The 20,237-nt window shown below is 38.5% G+C and carries 16 protein-coding genes and 2 pseudogenes; 4 read left to right on the top strand and 14 right to left on the bottom strand.

Annotated elements, in window-relative coordinates; all coding sequences use genetic code 11:
- The 8 genes and pseudogenes from HMPREF2991_RS10665 to argR all read right to left on the bottom strand — a co-directional run.
- Positions 1-823, bottom strand: a pseudogene (locus HMPREF2991_RS10665) (IS3 family transposase); the annotation flags it as partial.
- Between the two features lie 181 nt (positions 824-1,004).
- Positions 1,005-2,720 (bottom strand): ATP-binding protein, encoded by a 1,716-nt coding sequence (locus tag HMPREF2991_RS05665; RefSeq protein WP_070569395.1) that lies wholly within the window; start codon positions 2,718-2,720, stop codon positions 1,005-1,007.
- Between the two features lie 9 nt (positions 2,721-2,729).
- Complete coding sequence (locus HMPREF2991_RS05660) at positions 2,730-3,794, bottom strand: SIR2 family protein (protein WP_070569398.1); 1,065 nt, start codon at positions 3,792-3,794, stop codon at positions 2,730-2,732.
- A complete protein-coding gene (locus HMPREF2991_RS05655) occupies positions 3,781-3,993 on the bottom strand; it encodes a helix-turn-helix domain-containing protein (RefSeq protein ID WP_024413027.1) in 213 nt (70 codons plus the stop codon). Before HMPREF2991_RS05655 ends, HMPREF2991_RS05660 begins: the two co-directional genes overlap by 14 nt.
- Positions 3,980-4,921, bottom strand: a complete 942-nt coding sequence (locus HMPREF2991_RS05650; RefSeq protein ID WP_070569401.1) for a hypothetical protein — start codon at positions 4,919-4,921, stop codon at positions 3,980-3,982. Before HMPREF2991_RS05650 ends, HMPREF2991_RS05655 begins: the two co-directional genes overlap by 14 nt.
- Positions 4,922-5,069: 148 nt before the next feature.
- Positions 5,070-6,370: pseudogene (locus tag HMPREF2991_RS10935) on the bottom strand (IS3 family transposase); the annotation flags it as partial.
- Positions 6,371-6,444: 74 nt separating this feature from the next.
- Positions 6,445-8,979, bottom strand: a complete 2,535-nt coding sequence (mutS, locus tag HMPREF2991_RS05635) for a DNA mismatch repair protein MutS (protein WP_070683653.1) — start codon at positions 8,977-8,979, stop codon at positions 6,445-6,447.
- Positions 8,980-9,029: 50 nt separating this feature from the next.
- The gene (gene argR / locus HMPREF2991_RS05630) at positions 9,030-9,476 is read right to left on the bottom strand and encodes an arginine repressor (RefSeq protein ID WP_001231483.1); all 447 of its coding nucleotides are present in this window, start codon (positions 9,474-9,476) and stop codon (positions 9,030-9,032) included.
- Between the two features lie 154 nt (positions 9,477-9,630).
- Between argR and argS the strand changes: the two genes are divergently transcribed.
- The 3 genes from argS to HMPREF2991_RS05615 all read left to right on the top strand — a co-directional run bounded on the left by argS (position 9,631) and on the right by HMPREF2991_RS05615 (position 13,362).
- Positions 9,631-11,322: an arginine--tRNA ligase gene (gene argS, locus HMPREF2991_RS05625; protein ID WP_001092733.1), complete on the top strand. Its 1,692-nt coding sequence runs from the start codon at positions 9,631-9,633 to the stop codon at positions 11,320-11,322.
- A 334-nt stretch (positions 11,323-11,656) separates the two neighbouring features.
- Positions 11,657-11,902, top strand: a complete 246-nt coding sequence (locus HMPREF2991_RS05620; RefSeq protein WP_000084865.1) for a hypothetical protein — start codon at positions 11,657-11,659, stop codon at positions 11,900-11,902.
- 197 nt (positions 11,903-12,099) lie between these two features.
- A complete protein-coding gene (locus HMPREF2991_RS05615) occupies positions 12,100-13,362 on the top strand; it encodes an NRAMP family divalent metal transporter (protein WP_070569407.1) in 1,263 nt (420 codons plus the stop codon).
- An 80-nt stretch (positions 13,363-13,442) separates the two neighbouring features.
- Here the strand turns inward: HMPREF2991_RS05615 and nrdI are convergent, their stop codons facing one another.
- The 5 genes from nrdI to HMPREF2991_RS05590 all read right to left on the bottom strand — a co-directional run bounded on the left by nrdI (position 13,443) and on the right by HMPREF2991_RS05590 (position 18,143).
- Entirely contained in the window at positions 13,443-13,913 is a 471-nt protein-coding gene (nrdI, locus tag HMPREF2991_RS05610) for a class Ib ribonucleoside-diphosphate reductase assembly flavoprotein NrdI (RefSeq protein WP_000724242.1), read from the bottom strand.
- 77 nt (positions 13,914-13,990) lie between these two features.
- The gene (locus HMPREF2991_RS05605) at positions 13,991-14,524 is read right to left on the bottom strand and encodes an ABC transporter permease (RefSeq protein WP_070569410.1); all 534 of its coding nucleotides are present in this window, start codon (positions 14,522-14,524) and stop codon (positions 13,991-13,993) included.
- A gap of 58 nt (positions 14,525-14,582) precedes the next feature.
- A complete protein-coding gene (locus HMPREF2991_RS05600; RefSeq protein WP_070569413.1) occupies positions 14,583-15,869 on the bottom strand; it encodes a response regulator transcription factor in 1,287 nt (428 codons plus the stop codon).
- An 11-nt stretch (positions 15,870-15,880) separates the two neighbouring features.
- Positions 15,881-17,551 carry a sensor histidine kinase gene (locus tag HMPREF2991_RS05595; RefSeq protein WP_083303915.1) on the bottom strand — a complete coding sequence of 557 codons (1,671 nt, stop codon included), beginning with the start codon at positions 17,549-17,551 and terminating at the stop codon, positions 15,881-15,883.
- On the bottom strand, positions 17,529-18,143 hold the full coding sequence (locus HMPREF2991_RS05590) for a YesL family protein (protein ID WP_049489446.1): 615 nt from the start codon (positions 18,141-18,143) through the stop codon (positions 17,529-17,531). The genes HMPREF2991_RS05595 and HMPREF2991_RS05590 overlap by 23 nt, the downstream gene beginning before the upstream one ends.
- A 133-nt stretch (positions 18,144-18,276) precedes the next feature.
- Between HMPREF2991_RS05590 and HMPREF2991_RS05585 the strand changes: the two genes are divergently transcribed.
- The gene (locus HMPREF2991_RS05585; protein WP_000739510.1) at positions 18,277-18,846 is read left to right on the top strand and encodes an MptD family putative ECF transporter S component; all 570 of its coding nucleotides are present in this window, start codon (positions 18,277-18,279) and stop codon (positions 18,844-18,846) included.
- Positions 18,847-19,020: 174 nt separating this feature from the next.
- On the opposite strand, the gene dltD is transcribed toward HMPREF2991_RS05585, so the two are convergent.
- Positions 19,021-20,193: a D-alanyl-lipoteichoic acid biosynthesis protein DltD gene (gene dltD, locus HMPREF2991_RS05580; RefSeq protein WP_000593512.1), complete on the bottom strand. Its 1,173-nt coding sequence runs from the start codon at positions 20,191-20,193 to the stop codon at positions 19,021-19,023.
- Positions 20,194-20,237 lie beyond the last annotated feature (44 nt).

The raw sequence follows: 20,237 nt of genomic DNA, 5'->3' as shown, positions 1-20,237 counted from the left end.
CTGCTTTCTTGCCAATCTCTCCTTGGTAGGAAGAATACTTCCGTTTTCGACGGATACGAGCTGTTAAACCAAGATTTTTCATCAGACGTTGGACCTTCTTATGGTTTACTATATACCACGATTCCTCAATTCAAGAGTTATTCGGCGATAGCCATAGTTGCCTTTATGCTCACTATAAATGGCTTGTATTTCGTCCTTTAGCTCTTTGTCCTTATCTGGTTGATATAGCTATTTCAACTGATAATGGTAAGTTGAGCGAGGTAAACGAGCCGCTTCAAGAAGTAAATCTAGTCGAAATCCTTCTGAAATCATTTCTCTAACTGTCTCTGCCTTTCTCGCTCTAAGGCCTCGTCCCTTTCCTCTAACTCTTTTAACTTTTTTAGGTAGGCCACCTCAGTACGTAAGCGTTCATTCTCTTCCTGAAATCGCTCTAGTTCTGTCATTTCTTCCCGAGTTTTCTTCCGTTTACGTCTCATTTTAGCTGGTCTCCCTCTTGTTTTATCAACAATAGTATACCCGTTTTTTTGTATTGTGCCTGCCAATTCGAAAGTAATCCACTACTTGGAAGAGCATAATCAAGACTAACACTTCTATGTGAACAACCTTCCAGCAGAACTTTATCTATCATTTCTTGTTTTAGTTCTGGAGAATAATAATGACTCTTCCCTTTTTTGACGATTTCTATTCCGTAACGATCAATCAATCGGACTAAGTACTTAAGATTTGAAAGGTTCATTCCATATTTATCTAACAGTCGCTTGAAGCTGATTCCTTGTTTTCTTAGTTCATAGATTTGAACTTTATCTTCATAACTTAATTTCATAATAAAACACCCCCAAAAGTTAGATTTTTTCTGTCTAACTTTTGGGATGCAGTTCATGCAAGAGTATTCTTCTACCAAATCTACTATGGATGAGCTTTATCAAATACGAAAGAACTATGGAATTTATATGGATAAGGATAAGGATAAGGAGATGGAGAGATGGCTTTTCTATATTCTCCTCTTACCTTGTTTGTTTGATCATGCACTTAATTGCTTCATCAATATTGAAAACTGTACCTTTTCCATCTATCCATCTATCCCAAAAATCAATAGTTGAACTTTTAGGTTCTTCTTTAGGTTTATCTAAAATAATTTTAGTAGGTAGCTTAATCGAATCTCCAATAACAATACATTCTCCAACATCAAGATTTGGTAATGTTTCAACCAAGCCTACCAATGAATCGGTTAACATAGTTGCCACTGCTGATTTATCTCTATCATTCGTAATTTTTAAACTTATAATATTATTGCATTGAGATATTATAGTAGAATTTAATTCCGCAGGTCTTTGAGAAACAATCACCAATGAAACACCATATTTTCTCCCCTCTTTAGATAATTTTTCAAATATCTCCAGCGATTTATTCTCAACCGCTTTCAATTTCGTTGTATCTCTCGGCATATATAAGTGTGCTTCATCGCAAATAAAGGCTATAGGATGCCTAGTCTCATCTGTTTTAGGCGACATCCAAAATTGGACTTCATATACCAGTCTTGTAACAATCCCTATTATTATAGGTAACATATCTGATGGGACTTCTGATAAATCTATTACTTTTATCTTTTTATCTAGTCCCATTATTTTATCAACAAATTCTTTCAGATAGTCAGCTCTTACAGTATTATCTTCATTAAATACAAACCCATATTTTTTATCATCTATTTTTGTCTGAAGTCTCGTAATAAGGTTTGTTAATTTCCCATAGTATTGACCTTGTTTCGTCTTTGCTTGTCCTTTTTTATCTCCTGTTTTATATACTTCACCTGTTGTTTCTTCCTTTATATTTTCATCCTCTAAATATGCTTTTAACCCTTTTGCTGAAAAAGGAATCGGCGTATCTGCTGTAATTATTTCGGATGAAAATTCAGTCATATTTTCTTCAAGATACCTTTTCTTGTGCTCTAAAATATATTTAATTACTGCTGCCCTTTGATTTGTAGATGTCCCTTCAGAAGATTCAATAAACAATGAATGAATTTCCTCATAATTGAAACACCACAGAGGAATATGTAACCCATCCTCAGAGTCACAAATTTTTATCTGTTCAGCATAACTTAATTCATTGTATTCACCATGCAAATCAAAAACAATTAAATTAGCGTGCTCCAACTCATTTGCTTTTTCAAGAATATTTGCTACAGTAAAAGATTTTCCACTTCCAGTACTTCCTACTATTGTTGCATGTCTTTGAAAAAATCTATTTCCATCCAAAATAGCTTCAACAGTTTTATGACTTGCATATTTGCCAATAATTAATCTTTTTTCTGAAGATATCTCATTTTCAAGAGAGTTCATAATAATAGAGAGAGCTTTACCATCGGCTAAATAAACTTTGCTATTGATTTCAGGATAAGTGTTCACTGCTCTTTTGAAAATATTTTGTTTAGTTGAAGACAATTTTTTATAAAATGTACCTACTAAAGTTATATTGCAAAAGTTATATGAATACTCTTGTTCTTCAGTTTCTTCGTCATCAATATCAATTCTCTTTTTGCTCACCCTAGTTACTATTCCAATTAGTTTTTCATCTGCATTATTTCCAGATAAAACAACTATATCATTTATTTTTAGCCTATTTAAAATTTCTTCCTTTTCTACTGATACAGATACTTTCTTGGTATCAACATTTTGAACAACTCCAACTTCTTGATTTAAATAATTTTGAATATCTTCCATAATTTTCTCCTATCCTAAAAAAGTTTCCGAAAATACATTTATATCCCATAATTCCTTATTTATATTATATTTTTTACCTTTATATACCATATAACTTCCTTCTTCTGTACCGCTTTCTTTCTCTTCATATTTATAAAATAAGGTCCAATTTTCATTTTTCATTGCTCTATCTAAAAAAGATTGTTTTATCGTTCTTGTCAAGACAACCACATCCTTTTGAGTATCCTCAAATACTGTATTAAAATGCTGGTCATTAAAACCATATCCATAAATAAATATAGAAAAATTCTTTTTAGAGTCTGTTATCAATTCATTAAAAATTTCTCTATGACATCTGAAAATACCGTTAATCATTCCTGACTTATATTTCATACTGCCTGGTGCAATAATATCTATATACCGCTTGTTATCTTTTAGTAGTTGATAATCATTAATCTGATATTCCCTATCATTCTTTTTTATCCAATTGACTGATCCATGTGGCTTAAATAATCTTACTAGAGGAACGCTCTTAGAAAAAAAATCATAAGGTTGCTTTAGTATATTTTCATTAAAAGTTTGATACATATTCCCCGAAAACCCTAATGTAGTTGATAGTTTTAATTTATCACAAATTAGTTCTATTATTCTGTCATAATTAGGAGTCATTATATCGATTACTTGATTGTTTACACTTACAGTTCCTAATAGGTACTTTAATAATTTTTCAAATCCGGAAGCTTCATTTAATATATTAAAATGACGAACGTATTCTTCATCTAAAATAAATTCACTCGTTATCTCTCGAATTGTTTCCACAAACGATTCTTCACTTATTGAAACATCTAATAAGGCTGCTTCCAAGCCTTCATCTTTGATCTTCCCTTTATATTTGTTCCACTGTTCTTGTAACTCTAAATCACTGATACTTTCAAATGACTTCTCCAATTTTTCAGCCAATTTCGCCATTCCCGGAATATTCATTGCAATAGAAAGCCCTGTTCCAACTATCAATTTAGGAAAATTTACACCTGATAGGTATCGTTCCTTAATGTCCATAAATATTGGCTCAAATTCTTCACTATCTATATTCATCACTACACTCCATAATTTCTTCAATACCACAATCCAAAGTATTGCAAATTCTAAGTAAAACATCCGTCGTTATATTCTGCCCATTCTTCATTTTGTAAAATGTGCTTTTACTTATTTTTGCCTTTTCCATCAATTCATTATTTGTCATATCTAAATCAATAAGTTTTTTGAACAATTTTTTATAGCTAAATACTCTCATCTATATTATTATCCCCTGTAATTACATTTAGAGTTACATATGGCTCTTTTAGTTTAATAAAATTATCTAATTTTATTCTTCTGCCAAGATATAAAAAATACATAATATCATTAAATTCTTTTATTTCTTCACTATCCTCATCTATAATTCCATATTGCTTGTAATACGGCAATGCACTTTCAAAGTCGATATACAAATGACCTTTCGAATCTATTTCATTTCCAATTTTCATAATTTTATCAATACACAACTCATACATATTTTTATAAAGCGAATTAAATCTAATTAGCTTTATAAATTCTATCCCTTTATTTTCTGCAATCTCATTAAATACTTTATCTGACATTACATCTAAATTAATCAAGTTGTTTTTTTCAGCTTCAATCCATCTGATTGCTTCTTCTTTATCAAATGCTTTAACAATAGCTAATGCCAATCTATCAATAACATGAATGTTATTTGGGTATTTATTATATAAAAATATTAACACCTTATACCGCACTATTGGTGGTAATAATGAAAATGACCGTAAAACATCACTCCTTGATCCAAATTCATAAGTTTCAAAATAATTTATAAGCATGAATGAAAGCATATCCAAAAGCTTATCCACGATTTTGTCAAATTCATCAGATGTAACCTCTTCTAAATACTCAGTATGTGTAAATTTATTACCATCCTGTTTAATATTATCTAATGCTTCTTTTAAAAACTCACTATTATTGAGAGCATCAATTTTTTTAGATATTTCATTTGCGCCAATCGTCATTTTTTTACTTGGATTAATATCTAAAATTTTTCTCACTATCACTTCTGCATACTGGCGAATGGTAGCAATTTTATTTCGGTTAGATGTCTCCGAATAAAAAATATCCCCCATTAAATCTTTTACCAATATTTGATATTTTTCATTATCAAATTTTTTCATTCAACAACATCCCTTCAAGAAAACTATATTTATTGTATTATACCATAAAGTACACTTTTTCATAAATATGTTCTCTTTAATCGAACTTACGCAAATAAAAAAAACAGTGCAGTGTACTGACCCCTAAAAGTTGGACAAATAATTGTTGAAAGGATTTAGTTCTGTATTGTACAGGGCTAAGTCCTTTTAGTTTGACTTTGATTCGTTTGTTGTTGTAGTAATCAATGTAGTCCACAATAGCTTGTTCAAGGTCTTCTAAAGACCTAAAGTGCTTCTCATAACCGTAAAACGTCTCCGATTTCAAAATACCAAAGAAGGACTCCATCATACCGTTGTCTGGGCTGTTGCCCTTTCGTGACATAGATGGCTGAATTCCCTTACTCTCTAGGAACCGATGATAAGAATCGTGTTGGTATTGCCACCCCTGGTCACTATGGAGAATCGTATTCTCGTAGTGTTTCTCTGTGAATGCCTGTTCCAACATGGTTTCCCTTGTTCTAAGTTGGGCGAAGTAGAAAGATTATAGGCGATAATTTCGCTGTTAAAGCCATCTAAAACGGGCGATAAATACAATTTCTGTGCGCTATTTGAAATGGCAAACTCTGTCACATCTGTATAGCACTTTTCCATTGGCCTCGATGCTTCAAACTGGCGTTGAATGAGATTCTCTGCTTTCTTGCCAATCTCTCCTTGGTAGGAAAAATACTTCCGTTTTTGACGAATTCGAGTTGCTAAATCAAGGACTTTCATCAGACGTTGAACCTTCTTATGATTGACCGCATAACCACGATTTCTTAGTTCTAAGTGAATCCGACGATAACCATAATTTCCCTTGTATTCGGTATAAATGACCTGAATTTCGGTTTTAAGTTATTGATCCTTATCAACCCCATCCAGCCGCTTCAAGAAGTAAATCTAGTCGAAATCCTTCTGAAATCATTTCTCTAACTGTCTCTGCCTTTCTCGCTCTAAGGCCTCGTCCCTTTCCTCTAACTCTTTTAACTTTTTAGGTAGGCCACCTCAATATGTAAGCGTTCATTCTCTTCCTGAAGTCGCTCTAGTTCTGTCATTTCTTCCCGAGTTTTCTTCCGTTTACGTCTCATTTTAGCTGGTCTCCCTCTTGCTTTCTCAACAATAGTATACCCGTTTTTTTGTGTTGTGCCAGCCAATTTTTCAACAACGAGCGACTAGGTAAAGCATAATCTAAAGCTACACTTCTTTGCGAACAACCTTCCAGCAGAACTTTATCTATCATTTCTTGTTTTAGTTCTGGAGAATAATAACGATTCTTCCTTTTTTGGCGATTTCTTTCCCATAATGGTCAATTAATTTCACCATGTACTTTAGACCAGAAGCATCCACACCAAATCTTTTTGAAAGCTGTTTGAAGCTTTGTCCTTGTTTTCTTAGTTCATAGTTTTGAATTTTATCTTCATAACTCAATTTCATAATAAAACACCCCAAAAGTTAGATTTTTCTGTCTAACTTTTGGGGTGCAGTTCAACACATGAGTGGGACTCTTTTTATAATTTTTGTTTGAGCTCAACCAAGACATTCATAGCCTGCATCGGTGTCATATTGTACACATCCAGTTTAGCTAATTCTGCTAGGATAGGATGCTCTGCAGGGGTATCAAAGAGTGACATCTGCTCTGTAACAGCACTTGTTTGTCTCATCGGCGCAGGACTTTCCGTCCCTTGATTCTCCAGTTGAGCCAATATTTTATCCGCCCTTGCTAAAAGTTCTGCTGGTAAGCCAGCAATCTTAGCAACATGGATACCATAGGATTTGTCAGCTGGTCCTGGTTCGATCTTGTGAAGGAAGGTGACCTGCCCATCCTGCTCCAAGGTTGCCACATGAACATTGACCAAGTGTTCCAAGCTAGACTCCAGACTGGTCAACTCATGGTAGTGGGTCGCAAAGAGGGTTTTGGCTCCGATATGTTCATGAATGTATTCGATGATGGACTGGGCCAGAGCCATCCCATCATAAGTCGCAGTCCCTCGACCTAACTCATCAAAGAGAATCAAGGAATTCTTGGTCGCATGCGAAATGGCATTGTTAGCCTCCATCATCTCCACCATAAAGGTTGATTGACCTGAAACCAAGTCATCTGCTGCTCCGATACGAGTAAAGATGGCATCGAAAATCGGCAAATGGGCGCTTTCTGCCGGCACATACGAGCCTAGCTGGGCCATAACCGCCGTCATGGCTAACTGGCGCATGTAGGTTGACTTCCCACTCATGTTTGGCCCTGTAATCAGCTGAATACTGGTATCTTCTGACATCTGGATACTGTTTGGAATGTAGGTCTGAGCTCCCATAACCTTTTCAACGACAGCATGGCGTCCTTTCTGGATAGCGATTTGGGAATCCTCTCCAAACTCAGGTCGAATCAAATGCTGGGTTTCAGCCACAACTGCGAGACTTTGCAAGACATCAACCGTCGCAATTCCTTGGGCTAAAGCCTGTAAACGCTGGATATACTTGCTGACTTCCTCACGGATACGCATAAAGATTTCATATTCTAGGTTGGCTGACTTCTCACGCGCCTCCAGCATATCTCCCTCGATACGGGCTAACTCCTCTGTCCCAAAGCGTTCCGAGTTTTTCAGTGTTGCCTTGCGGAAAAAGTGGGCTGGAACATTTCCCAGTTGCGAATTAGTCACATGGAAATAGTAACCATCTTTTTTATTGTAGTCGATCTTGAGCGTACTGATGCCAGAGTTTTCTCTCTCCTTAGCCTCAATCTCAGCAATCCAGCTAGTCCCTTCTCTGAGGACACGACGGTACTTGTCTAAGGTCTCATCAAATCCCGTACGGATAATGCCACCTTCCGTAATCACGTGAGGAGCTTCAGGAGCAATGGCAGCACTAATCAAGCTCTCCAACTCCGGAATGGCATCCAGCTGTGCGATGAGATAGGCTAGAGCAGGCTGCTCCATGCCTTCTAAAATCGCTCGAATCCGTGGCACACTAGATAAGGTAGTCGCCAGTTGCAAGAGATCCTTTGGATTGGTCTTGCCAAAAGAAACCCGACTAGCCAAACGTTCGATGTCATAAACACCCTTGAGACTGTCTGTCAAATCACTACGCTCAAAGAAGTGGTCAAGAAAGACCTGCACCACCTCTTGACGTTGGACGATTCGTTCCTTATCAATCAAGGGACGATGGATCCAAGAGCGCAAGAGCCGCATGCCCATAGCTGTTTTGGTTTCATCCAAAAGCCAGAAAAGACTCCCCTGCTTCTTGCCTGAACGGGCATTCTCAACCAAATCCAGACTAGCCTTGGTCGCATAATCCATCTGCAAGAAATCTTTAATTTCATAGCGGATAACTGGTTTGAGATGGTTCAATTCTCGCATCTGGGTACGGTGAACATACTGGAGGAGCTTACTAGCTGCCGCTTGCTCCACAGCTGCCAAACGTGAATCCAGTAAATGAAGGTCCTCAAAGCCTTCCTTCTCATAGGAAAGCACCAGATTCATCTGGCGACTGAGAATTTGTTCTTCTTCCTCAGACAAGTCATAACCCAGCACCACTTCTCGCGCCTTGAGGTTACGGACTTCCCCACAAACCAACGTGAAATCCAATAGCCCCGTCACATAAAAGTCACCCGTCACCAAATCCATATAAGCCAGACCAAATTGATTGCCATCACAATCTAAGGAAACCAAGAAATTATTCTGACTATCCGGCTTACTGCTATCAACGACCGTTCCAGGTGTGATGACCTGGACCACCTCTCGCTTGACAACACCAACCGCTTGTTTGGGATCTTCCATCTGTTCGGCTATGGCTACCTTATAGCCCTGCTCAATCAGAACATCGATATACTGCTGGGCAGAATGATAGGGGACACCCGCCATGGGTATCGGATTTTCTGCATTTTTATTCCGACTCGTTAAGGAAATTTCTAAAATTTGCGCTGCATTAATTGCATCTTCATAGAACAACTCGTAAAAATCACCCATCCGAAAAAGCAAAAAAGCATCTGGGTATTGTTTTTTAATATCCACATACTGTTGCATGCCGGGTGATAGCTTTTCTGTTGCCATTTTCCGTCTCTCCTTGCTAAAAATAAGTCTTGAGAGCAACTCCCAAGACCTTATTTATCTTTCATCAAATCTAGCAAACGATCTTCCATCAGCTTGGCAACGTGCTGGTCTCGACAAATAACCAATAAGGTATTAGCACCAGCAACCGTTCCTAAAATCCATTCATCCTTGTTTGCATCTACAATGTTTGCTAAGACTGCAGCTTCCCCAAGTTTGGTATGAAGTACTAAGGTGAACTCTGCTCTTGCAACTCCTTCTAAATGATGAGACAAAAACTCAACTAAATCAATCTTATCTGTCTCATTTGCTAGTACATAATACACCATATCATTTTTCTTAACCTTGGTCAAGCCGATTTCACGCAAATCACGTGACAAAGTCGTTTGTGTCACATAAACATTACGAGCTTCTAAACGATCTTGAATCTCTTTTTGTGTCCCAAGTTTTTCTTCGGTGATCATCTTTTTAATCAATTGATGCCGTTCTCTTTTTCTCATATTATCCTCTTAAGTGAATATTTATAACAAGTTTTACATTTATTTTATAACTACATTATACCAAAAAAAATAGATAATTCAAAAAAATTCTTTTCTTTCTCAAAAAATGTAGTAAATTGTGTTAAAATAGTAAAAAAGCCCAAAAGGAGCCCTTATGAATACAAAAGAATTGATTGCTAGCGAGTTGGCTAGCGTCATTGATAGCCTGGATCAAGAGGCTATTTTAAATTTACTGGAAACACCTAAAAACTCAGAAATGGGAGACATCGCCTTCCCTGCCTTTTCTCTAGCAAAGGTCGAGCGTAAAGCTCCGCAAATGATTGCAACAGATATTGCTGAAAAAATCAATAGTCAAGCCTTTGAAAAGGTTGTCGCTACTGGACCTTACGTCAACTTTTTCCTTGATAAATCTGCTATTTCGGCTCAGGTATTACAGGATGTTATCACTGAAAAAGAACACTATGCCGACCAAACCATTGGCAAGCAAGAAAATGTCGTCATCGACATGTCTAGTCCCAATATCGCAAAACCATTCTCTATTGGGCACTTGCGTTCAACGGTTATCGGAGATAGCTTGTCACATATTTTCCAAAAGATCGGCTATCAAACGGTCAAGGTCAACCATTTGGGAGACTGGGGTAAACAGTTTGGAATGTTGATCGTTGCCTACAAGAAATGGGGAAATGAGGAAGCCGTTAAAGCGCATCCAATCGATGAACTTCTTAAACTCTACGTTCGCATCAATGCTGAAGCTGAAAAAGATCCTAGCTTGGATGAAGAAGCACGCGAATGGTTCCGCAAACTGGAAAATGGAGATGAGGAAGCCCTCGCTCTCTGGCAATGGTTCCGTGATGAAAGTTTAGTGGAATTCAACCGTCTTTACAATGAATTGCAAGTCGAATTTGACAGCTACAACGGAGAAGCCTTCTACAATGATAAGATGGATGCTGTTGTAGACATTCTCGCTGAAAAAGGACTTCTTGTTGAGTCAGAAGGGGCTCAAGTTGTCAATCTTGAGAAATATGGAATTGAACATCCAGCTCTTATCAAAAAATCTGATGGTGCAACTCTCTATATCACACGTGACTTGGCTGCAGCCCTCTACCGTAAAAACGAATACCAATTTGCAAAATCCATCTATGTTGTTGGTCAAGAGCAATCTGCCCACTTCAAACAACTCAAGGCAGTACTACAAGAGATGGGATACGATTGGAGCCAAGACATTGTCCATGTTCCGTTTGGATTGGTAACAAAAGAAGGGAAAAAACTCTCTACTCGTAAAGGAAATGTCATCTTGCTAGAACCGACTATCGCTGAGGCTGTTAGTCGTGCCAAGGCCCAAATCGAGGCGAAAAATCCTGAGTTAGAAAATAAAGACCAGGTTGCCCACGCTGTTGGAGTTGGGGCTATCAAGTTCTATGATCTTAAGACCGACCGTACAAATGGATATGACTTCGACCTTGAAGCTATGGTATCCTTTGAAGGAGAAACTGGACCTTACGTTCAATACGCCTACGCTCGTATCCAATCCATCTTGCGCAAAGCCGATTTCAAACCAGATGCAGCTGGCAACTACAGCTTGAACGATGCTGAAAGCTGGGAAATCATTAAGCTACTCCAGGACTTTCCACGTATTATCAATCGTGCAGCAGATAACTTTGAACCTTCTATCATTGCGAAATTTGCGATTAGTTTGGCTCAAGCATTTAACAAATATTATGCACATACACGTATCCTAGATGAAAGTCCTGAGCGCGACAGTCGTCTGGCCCTCAGCTACGCAACCGCAGTCGTCCTCAAAGAAGCTCTTCGTTTGCTCGGAGTAGAAGCGCCGGAGAAGATGTGATTCAGTACTAACAATTGGAACTTAAGTTCCTAATTGTTAGACGCTAGCCGCTTATATGCGGACTAGCTAACTGCTTCACTAGTCATGGCCCCTAAATATAATCGATTTAGAGGCCATAACGTCGTAACTATGGTGATTTGGCTTGGCGCTTCACTAACTTATCAAACCAAATAACAGCGATTTAGTTGGGTTTAGGTTCTAATCTTTTAAATTACTTGAAAGCAATCTGAAAGATTGAGGCAAAATAACATTTATATTTTGTTCGGCCTTGCAGCTGTTCAATGAAATAATTTATTCACTTTTACTATTTCTTTATCACACTGGGAGATTCCTTATGAGCCAATATGCTTATATCCTCGTTGTACTTAGCTTGGTTTTCCTTTTTCTGCTCAATAAGTACGAGAAGGAAAGACTTCAAAGACTCTACCAAGAGCAACTCTTGAAGGACGAGACATTTAGGTCTGACATCAAAGAGAAAATTCACACGACTGAAAATATCAATGATGTCATTGCACATATCAATAAAACTTACCATCTGGGAATGTTGCTCTCAAAAGACGTCACAGATCAATTGAAATAATCAAAATCCGAGAAGCTTTCTTCTCGGATTTTTTAGGCTTACCATATTCTCCTTGGAGAAATTTCATTAATACATGTAAAGTTTTCTGTAATTTTCTATATTTTTTCAAAATATTCTTGCATTTCCTTTAAGTTTTTTGTAGAATAGTAGCTATCTATTCAGATTATTCTGAAAATTCAAAAATAGGAGTGTTTATTATGTCACAAGTTACGTTATCAAACCAGTCAACCTGGGCAAGCAAACTAAAGGCAATGGGGCCAGGAATCCTAATGGCTTCTGCTGCCGTTGGAGGTTCTCACATTGTATCCTCTACTCAAGCTGGCGGTTCTTATGGTTGGTCACTACTCCTCTTGGTTATCTTGGCCAATGTTTTTAAATATCCATTTTTCCGTTTTGGTGCCGAATATACTGCCGACACTGGTAAAACCTTGGTCGAAGGCTATGCTGAAAAAGGAAAACTCTATCTCTGGATTTTCTTTATCCTCAATGTCTTTTCAGCTATGGTCAACACAGCTGGTGTTGCCATTCTGTGCTCAGCTATCATCGCCAGTGCCTTCCCAATGATCGGTCTTAGCATCACTCAATGGTCCCTTATCCTTGTTGCAGTCATTTGGGCTATGTTACTCTTTGGTGGCTACAAACTATTGGACGGTATGGCAAAATGGATTATGTCTGCTTTGACCATTGCAACAGTTCTTGCAGTTATCATTGCAGCAATTAAGCATCCTGAATACAGCTCTGATTTTGTCGAGAAGACACCTTGGCAAATGGCGGCCCTCCCTTTCATCGTTTCCCTCTTAGGATGGATGCCTGCCCCTATTGAAATTTCAGCCATCAACTCACTCTGGTCTGCTGAAAAGAAAAAGACCGTCAACTTTAATACAGCGGACGCCCTTTTCGACTTTAACGTTGGTTACATTGGAACTGCTATCCTAGCTGTATTCTTCGTGGCACTAGGAGCACTGATTCAGTATCCTACAGGACAGGCAGTTGAAGCCGCTTCAGCCAAGTACATTTCTCAATTTGTTGGTATGTATGCCTCTGTTCTTGGAGAATGGTCCCGTTATTTGATTACCTTTATCGCCTTTCTCTGTATCTTTGGAACAGTCATCACCGTTATCGATGGCTACTCTCGTGTCAATCAGGAATCGCTACGACTCTTGATTCGTCAAAAAGAGGATACTCGCAAATCTTTGAACATCTGGATGACCATTACCGCTATCATTGGTATCGTAATTATTAAATTCTTTGCTGGACAAGTTTCAACCATGCTTCGCTTTGCCATGATCGGTTCTTTCCTGACAACACCATTCTTCGCTCTTTTGAACTATGTATTGGTGACACGTGAGAATAAAAATCTTCCTTCTTGGCTAAAACTCCTCGCAATCGCAGGATTGATTTTCCTCTTTGGCTTTGCTATTTTCTTTATCTATGCACTTGCCATCGGAAAAGCAGGATAGTTTATAAAATGGCACCCTTACGGGGTGCTTTTTACATACACAAAAGCAGTTGAAAATCTCAACTGCCCCTCAGTACTACTTTATTTTTCTGTCTCTAACTCATACAAGTCGGCAATGATCGCTGCGACCTTTTTAATATCTCCCAGCATACCACGCATTTCAAAATCTGCTAAGACCGGGAAGCCAAAGCGCTGGCTATACTGCTTGGCTGTCAGGCAGTATTGATTGTTAAAATTGCGATTACCAGATCCCACTACACCAAAACACTTACTAGCATTGTCTCCATAGGCGATAAAATCACCCACTGGAGTCGTTAGAATCTCAACATCGCCGTTGTCGACACCATTTCCACCTTCTAGATAGGTCGGCAAGAAAGCGATATAGGGATGTTCCATTTCAAAAAATTCTTGACCTTCCTTGACTAGGTCCTTGATATGGATTTTTTGGACCTCAATCCCTTCATACTGGGACAAGAGATAGTCCTTGAGTCGGGTTACAAAACTCTCTGTATTCCCACTCAGACTGATATACACTAAGGATATTTTTTTCATGTTGACCTCTATTTTTTGTTTACGATTTAAAAAAGAACTACCAAGATTGTAACTTGATAGTTCTTTTTTGTCAATACTTAGGCAACTTCTTCTGCTTCGACTTCTTCGGTCAAATCCTTTTGCTGGCGCCACATCTTGTAAAAGACTAAGGCTAAAAAGAGAACATTGATAATGATGAACAAAATATTCGTTCCTTGTGCTAATGCTCCCATTCCTAGGCCGAGGGTAGAATCTTTGATTAATTGAACCGCATCTTGAACGTTCATATAGCTATAAACCAAACCAACAATCGCTAGTAGAACATAGCCAATATAAGCATAGTTTGCGAATTGCACATTTTTACGTAGGAGAAATACAAAAGCTACTACAACTAAAATTGCAGATAAAACAATCAACAACATATTAAAAATAGAGTGCGATGACGCTGTTACTTGGTAAGTATAGTTGACTGCGTCTTCTAATTGCTGAGCAGTAAGCGTCCCGCTATTCGCCAGGCTAGCACGAAGCACATCTTTACTTGGCAATGGACTCAAGATTCCAAATAATGACATAGATGAAATGAGGGCTGATAGGACTAACAAGACCCAAAGATAAATAGGATTCTTTTTCATGTTTTCCTCCATAAGATATTTTGAACATTATAGCATTTTTTGTACAGGAATACAACTTTTACAAGCTGGTTTCAACTTGTTTCCGATAAGCTTTCGGTGATTTTCCGCACAATTTACGGAAAACCTTGTAGAAATATCCAACATTACTATAGCCAACTGCATAGCAAATATCTTCGATGCTATCACTGGTCGACAGTAAGAGTTGCTGCGCTGCCTTAATTCGCTGTTTATTGAGCAATTCCGCAAAAGTCGAGTTGGTTTCCCTCTTAATCAACTGACCGAGATAGACAGGATTGATAAAGAGATCCTTGCTGATGTCCTTAAGTGAGAGCTCTTTCTGATAATCACGCCCAATCACCTCCAGCACGCTCACCACATTTTCATTCATGCGGTACTGGCCAAAGAACTTGGTCAAAGTTTCTTTGATATAGGCAACCAATTCTTCAAAGGTGTTAATGGCATGGATAGCTTTGACTATCTCGGTCATATCATCTGCTTTTAGGTGTTCAAACAAATGAAAGACATCCATGACAAACTGAGTGAAGAGCTGCTTCGTGATGGCCACGCGCGGGGTATTTTCCAAGACGACCTTCTCTAGCAGGGTTAATTCTTCGATGATTTGATTGATATTCCCTTGGATAATCACCCGATAAATCGGCTCGTAATAAGCAAACAAACTCTCGGATTTTTCTAGATTAACTGAACCGTAGAAGAGGGCTTTTTCAGCGTTGATCTTCCAATTCTCAAAGGACTGCTGGTAGGGTGCTTCAAATGGTGTCACGATGATGCCATCGAGCTGTTGATCAGAGATGAAAATCTGCCAGTCTTGCCCCAAAACATAGTAAGGAATGGTAAAAGAACCCTGCTTTTCCTTGGATAGACCAATCCACCAGCTGTCTTTACCTGACAGGTAGTTCGTAAATCCTGTCTCATCCAATTCTTGACTGAGGGTCTGACTTTGCTCCACCTTTTCCTGAAGCTGTTGCGCAATTTTTTCTAATAAATTGCCCAACTCCACCTTGTCTACTGGCTTGACCAGATAATCCACGACACTAAGGTTCATGGCTTTTTTAACGTACTCAAACTCCTGATAACCAGACAGCAAGATATAATAGGTATCTGGAAGTAACTCTTTCATTTCCCTAATCATCTCAAGTCCGGTCTTATCTGGCATGTTGACATCGGAAATGACCACATCTACTGGATTTTTCTTAATATAGTCCAAAGCATCATCTGCGTGACTTGCTGTCGCGACGACTTGCATATCCCATTTTTCAAAGGGGATTAATCGCTTGAGCCCCTCTGTCACCATGTACTCATCGTCTACTAATAAAACTTTATACATTTCTACCCTTTCTATTCATCCTGGATAGTGATATGGTAACGAACACCTTCTTGCTCAGCTGACTCTACACTGATTTGGTAGCGATCCCCAAAGTAGAGAACAAAGCGTTCGTGTACATTTACTATTCCAATTGATTGTCGCTCCCCACTATAGCTTGCCTCGTGTTCAAAACTTCGCTGAGCTAATTTTTCTTGCAAGCTAGCTAGTTTCTCAGCAGGCATTCCTCGACCATTGTCTTCCACTAAGATTTCAACGAAGCCTTGGCCCTTCAAGGCTTTGATACTGATGACATTATCTGTTCTGCGATGGTCAACACCATGGGCAAAGTAGTTTTCTACTAATGGTTGGAGTGTAAATTTTGGAATCCTCATTTCTTCCAATTCTGGTGCAATCTTGAAACCATAGGCAATGGATTTAGGATAACGCACCATACAGAGATAGCTATATTTTCGGCAAAATTCCAACTCTTGCTTCAAGGTCGTTTCCCGCTCGTCGGAGATATTGTTGCGTAACAAGCTGCTAAATTCATAGATAATATCTGCCAGTTCATCCTGGCTTTCCATAACGGCATACATCCGTAAAAACTCCAGAGTATTGTACATAAAGTGAGGATTGATTTGAGCCTGCAGGGCTCGCATATTGGCATCCTTTTGACTGAGCTCTAGCTGATAGATATCGTGGATATTTTTTTCCAGGCGATCCAACATATCATTGGTTGTTTCTGCAATGAGAAGCAACTCTTGGTCTTTTTCAGAGGTATCGATTCGAAGGCCTTCTTCTCCTTGAGCAATCACCTCAATCGAATCTACTAGGTCTACGACCTGTTTTTGGTAATTTGAAAAAGTCTGTCTAAGGGTCACGTACAAAATGATGATAAAGAGAATACTTAGCCCAATAATAACAGCAGAACTCGTCAAAGTTCCTGTAAGAACAAAATTTTTAGGAACAGCAACTCGAACCTGATAACCGTGAGAGGTGACTCCTACAAACCAGTTTTCTCGCTCGGCTGATACCTTCTCCCCAATATGGAACATTTCGGTCTCAAAAGGCGAAGTTACTGTTACAGCCATTGGGATATGACCCCGAGTATTGTCAATAGCTCCATGTAAAACATCTGGGGATAGAGAGATATAGATCACTCCTAAATCCTTGTCAGACACAGGATCAGAAACAGGAATAGCAAAACTATTGGCTGTTGGCTTAAAATCCTCCGCAGGAACTTTCTCTCCACTGCGTTTTTCTCTAGTCGAAACATATACTTCCTTGTAGTCCTGAAGAACAATAGCCACTCCAGTCACAAAATCATTCCGAACATAGAGGTCATCAATATTTTCATACAGGGAAACCGAGATATAAGGCGAAGTTTTACGCTCTAATTGCCAATAGAAATAGTCTGGTGTGCTGAGACTGAAATACTTGTAAATCCCTTCGATGCGGGCCTGATTTTCAACCAAAGACTGAGCAAGTTGGGTTGACTCTCTGTGATAGTATTCCACTTCACTCACTGTCCGAGTGGTCACACGTTCTGCAACCCGTTGGGCCTCTTTCTCACGCGAGTCCCAGTCAGCATACGATAGCATAATCGCAAAACTGGCAATGACCACGATCATAACCAAACTATAAATCCGTAAAAGAGAGTGAAGCCAAAACTGCTTCATTCTATTTTGTCGCCAATTTTTCATGGATACTTTCATAAATAGGTTCCAACATATCACTGATAAAGAAATGCCACATTCCAATTCCTACAAAAAAGAGCAAGGCAGGCATATAATAACCAACTCCTACAAGGAGAGTCGTCCCGAGTAAAACCTTGGCAATCGCAGGTAAGCTCATAAAAATCCCGATAAGGGACAGTTTCAAGGTATTTTGGTAGGATAAATCAAAGTACACCTGAAGTTTCAAGGAAACAGTGTAGGCTAGAAAGACAAGAGCAACTACAAGGACGTTGAGAAAGGTCGCCAAAAGGTGGAAAATCGTCTGGTGGGGCAATTGAACTAGAAGATACAAACCATAAACTAGGACAAGATCCACAAACACAAAACTATAGAAAGCCAAATTACTCTTGACAAAATTACTCTTATACAATTCCCAAGCTTCTTTCAAATGGTAGGCTCGATAGGTATAACCATGCTCCGCATACAAACTCATAAGGGTGGCACTTGCTGGTGCTAAACCAAATACCACTCCTCCTGCTAGTGTTAATAGCCAGAAATAAGCCGTCGCCATCATTCCCAAAAAGATACGATTAAAGACGAATTCTAAAAATTTTCCCATGCTACTCTCCTTAAACTAACGATGTAACTATTATATCATATTTCAAGCGTTTTCAAAAATATAGAACTCCCATTTACAATCCTCAAAAAGCGTGATACAATTGGTTTTGTTAATTCGCATCAAGGAGATTCTCATGAAGAAAAATATCTTAACCACCCTCTTGGCCGCCGTCCTCTACTTTCTCTGTGTAGGGATTGGAGTCTTCCTAGGACACCTGGTCGACCAAACAGGCAATATGTTCTACGCACCTGCCTTTTCTGCCCTTGTCGGTGGCAGTGTCTACATGCTTCTTTTGACGAAGGTCCCTCGTTTTGGCGCTATCACCACTCTGGGACTTTTTATGGCACTTTTCTTCCTAGCTAGCAAGCATGGCGCTGGTGCCTTTCTCCCAGGACTCGCCTGTGGTCTTGCAGCAGATGCCATCGCTCGTCTCGGCAACTACAGAGACCGAATCAAAAACACCCTCTCCTTCCTCGTCTTTGCTTTTAGCACAAGTGGTCCTATCTTTCTCATGTGGATCCGTCCCAAAGCTTACGTGGCCACTTTACTTGCGCGTGGGAAATCCCAAGAATACATTGACCGTATCATGGTCGCTCCAGAGTTGGACAAAATCCTTCTCTTTGTTTCAAGCATCCTCCTAGGTGCCTTGATTGGGGCTGTGGTTGGGCAATTTCTAAGTCAAAAAATAGCTGATAAACTATAAGGTAAAAGCCCTGAAGACTAGCAATGCCTAGCTCCAGGGCCTTTTTGTATACAATCTTAAAATTCACTATAGATAAATTCTTGAATATTCGAAAAATCGGTCACAAAACAGTAGATCACGATGCTCAAGATGACCGTATAGAAAAATAGTGTCCACAAGATTAAACGATGTGTGTTAGTTAGCTTGGTTTGCAAATTTGTAAAGTTCTTTTTCAACTTCCATCCATCCTTTCACTCCAACGTGCATCACGTCAAATAAAAAGTAATCATCATACTCTCTGTTTCCATAGTTTAATACGGTTGCACCATGGCTTTTTGCGACATCTTCTATTTTTTTATAAGTTTTTTCTCGCATCTCTCTTGAGACACCAGTGTAGTCATTCCATTTCCCGTTTACTGGGAAAATAATAACCTCAACTTCAATGCCCAATTCTTTAGCAACTGTCAAGAAGAGTTCCATATCTGAATATTCTGGTGACTCTAGGTAGCTCAAATCTTTATTAGAATCTTTCAGCGATGCATAGCGATCTTTTAAGTAAGTATTGTAGTAGTTATTATCAACAGCATAGTCATTATTGTCTGTTTTCTTTTTGACCTCTTCCACAAACTGATCCGTCATCTTTTCCCAATCATAGTCTGGGGTTTTGTCTCCTAGTGAAGGATAATCTGATTTAGCATGTTTTTGATAAAAAGTCTGTTTAAGCTTAAAGGAATACATCGCGTTATCTAACTCTAATAGTTTTTTATCAACAATAGTTCCTTTTCCATCTATGAAATAACTTTTGTATTTTTTGTAGATGTCATTTTGTTGCTTATTTCCTTTGGTAATCTCGATAATGCGATTGATTATTTTTTCTTTCGTTTCTTTACTAATCTTATCATTATCTAGCATGTGAAAAATATGTTCCTGAGAAGCCTTGTTCAAAAAGGCATCTTGATGGGTCCCATCTTTTTCAAACCACTGAACCGACTCTACTATAGCTACTTTTCGCTTACTCATTGATCCTTCAATAGAGCCCAAGGTCGTAGCCTGAATGATGTTTTGAGAATAACTGGTCCCAATCTGCATGATATTAAAATCGTTGTAGTTAAAAATTTTATTTGGATGATAGTCTTCATTTATCGTTGCGACCAACTCTGAGGAACCCATTAGAACCAGTGTATTGGGGGTGATATTGCTTGTTAGAATATCTCTACTTTTATACTTTTCATACGAGGTGCTATAACGAATACTGTTATCCTTGACTTTATAATAATCATCAATCTTCTTGACATACGTCACATTTAAAAGGGCAAGCGTCGCAATTACGAGCACAAGCGATAGTAAAAATGCTTTTAATTTAATCATCTCGTTTTATCCTATCCCTTCGATCTAGCCGATTTCTTCTCAAT

Origin of the sequence: Streptococcus sp. HMSC072D07, assembly GCF_001814835.1 — a bacterium.
Lineage (GTDB): Bacteria > Bacillota > Bacilli > Lactobacillales > Streptococcaceae > Streptococcus.
Note: the sequence above shows the minus strand (reverse complement) of the source record. Positions and strands in the feature narration are given on the sequence as shown.

Coding starts and splice junctions, on each gene's coding strand:
- HMPREF2991_RS05665 (WP_070569395.1), bottom strand. CDS start 2,720: ATGGAAGATATTCAAAATTATTTAAATCAAGAAGTTGGAGTTGTTCAA.
- HMPREF2991_RS05660 (WP_070569398.1), bottom strand. CDS start 3,794: ATGAATATAGATAGTGAAGAATTTGAGCCAATATTTATGGACATTAAG.
- HMPREF2991_RS05655 (WP_024413027.1), bottom strand. CDS start 3,993: ATGAGAGTATTTAGCTATAAAAAATTGTTCAAAAAACTTATTGATTTA.
- HMPREF2991_RS05650 (WP_070569401.1), bottom strand. CDS start 4,921: ATGAAAAAATTTGATAATGAAAAATATCAAATATTGGTAAAAGATTTA.
- mutS (WP_070683653.1), bottom strand. CDS start 8,979: ATGGCAACAGAAAAGCTATCACCCGGCATGCAACAGTATGTGGATATT.
- argR (WP_001231483.1), bottom strand. CDS start 9,476: ATGAGAAAAAGAGAACGGCATCAATTGATTAAAAAGATGATCACCGAA.
- argS (WP_001092733.1), top strand. CDS start 9,631: ATGAATACAAAAGAATTGATTGCTAGCGAGTTGGCTAGCGTCATTGAT.
- HMPREF2991_RS05620 (WP_000084865.1), top strand. CDS start 11,657: ATGAGCCAATATGCTTATATCCTCGTTGTACTTAGCTTGGTTTTCCTT.
- HMPREF2991_RS05615 (WP_070569407.1), top strand. CDS start 12,100: ATGTCACAAGTTACGTTATCAAACCAGTCAACCTGGGCAAGCAAACTA.
- nrdI (WP_000724242.1), bottom strand. CDS start 13,913: ATGAAAAAAATATCCTTAGTGTATATCAGTCTGAGTGGGAATACAGAG.
- HMPREF2991_RS05605 (WP_070569410.1), bottom strand. CDS start 14,524: ATGAAAAAGAATCCTATTTATCTTTGGGTCTTGTTAGTCCTATCAGCC.
- HMPREF2991_RS05600 (WP_070569413.1), bottom strand. CDS start 15,869: ATGTATAAAGTTTTATTAGTAGACGATGAGTACATGGTGACAGAGGGG.
- HMPREF2991_RS05595 (WP_083303915.1), bottom strand. CDS start 17,551: ATGAAAAATTGGCGACAAAATAGAATGAAGCAGTTTTGGCTTCACTCT.
- HMPREF2991_RS05590 (WP_049489446.1), bottom strand. CDS start 18,143: ATGGGAAAATTTTTAGAATTCGTCTTTAATCGTATCTTTTTGGGAATG.
- HMPREF2991_RS05585 (WP_000739510.1), top strand. CDS start 18,277: ATGAAGAAAAATATCTTAACCACCCTCTTGGCCGCCGTCCTCTACTTT.
- dltD (WP_000593512.1), bottom strand. CDS start 20,193: ATGATTAAATTAAAAGCATTTTTACTATCGCTTGTGCTCGTAATTGCG.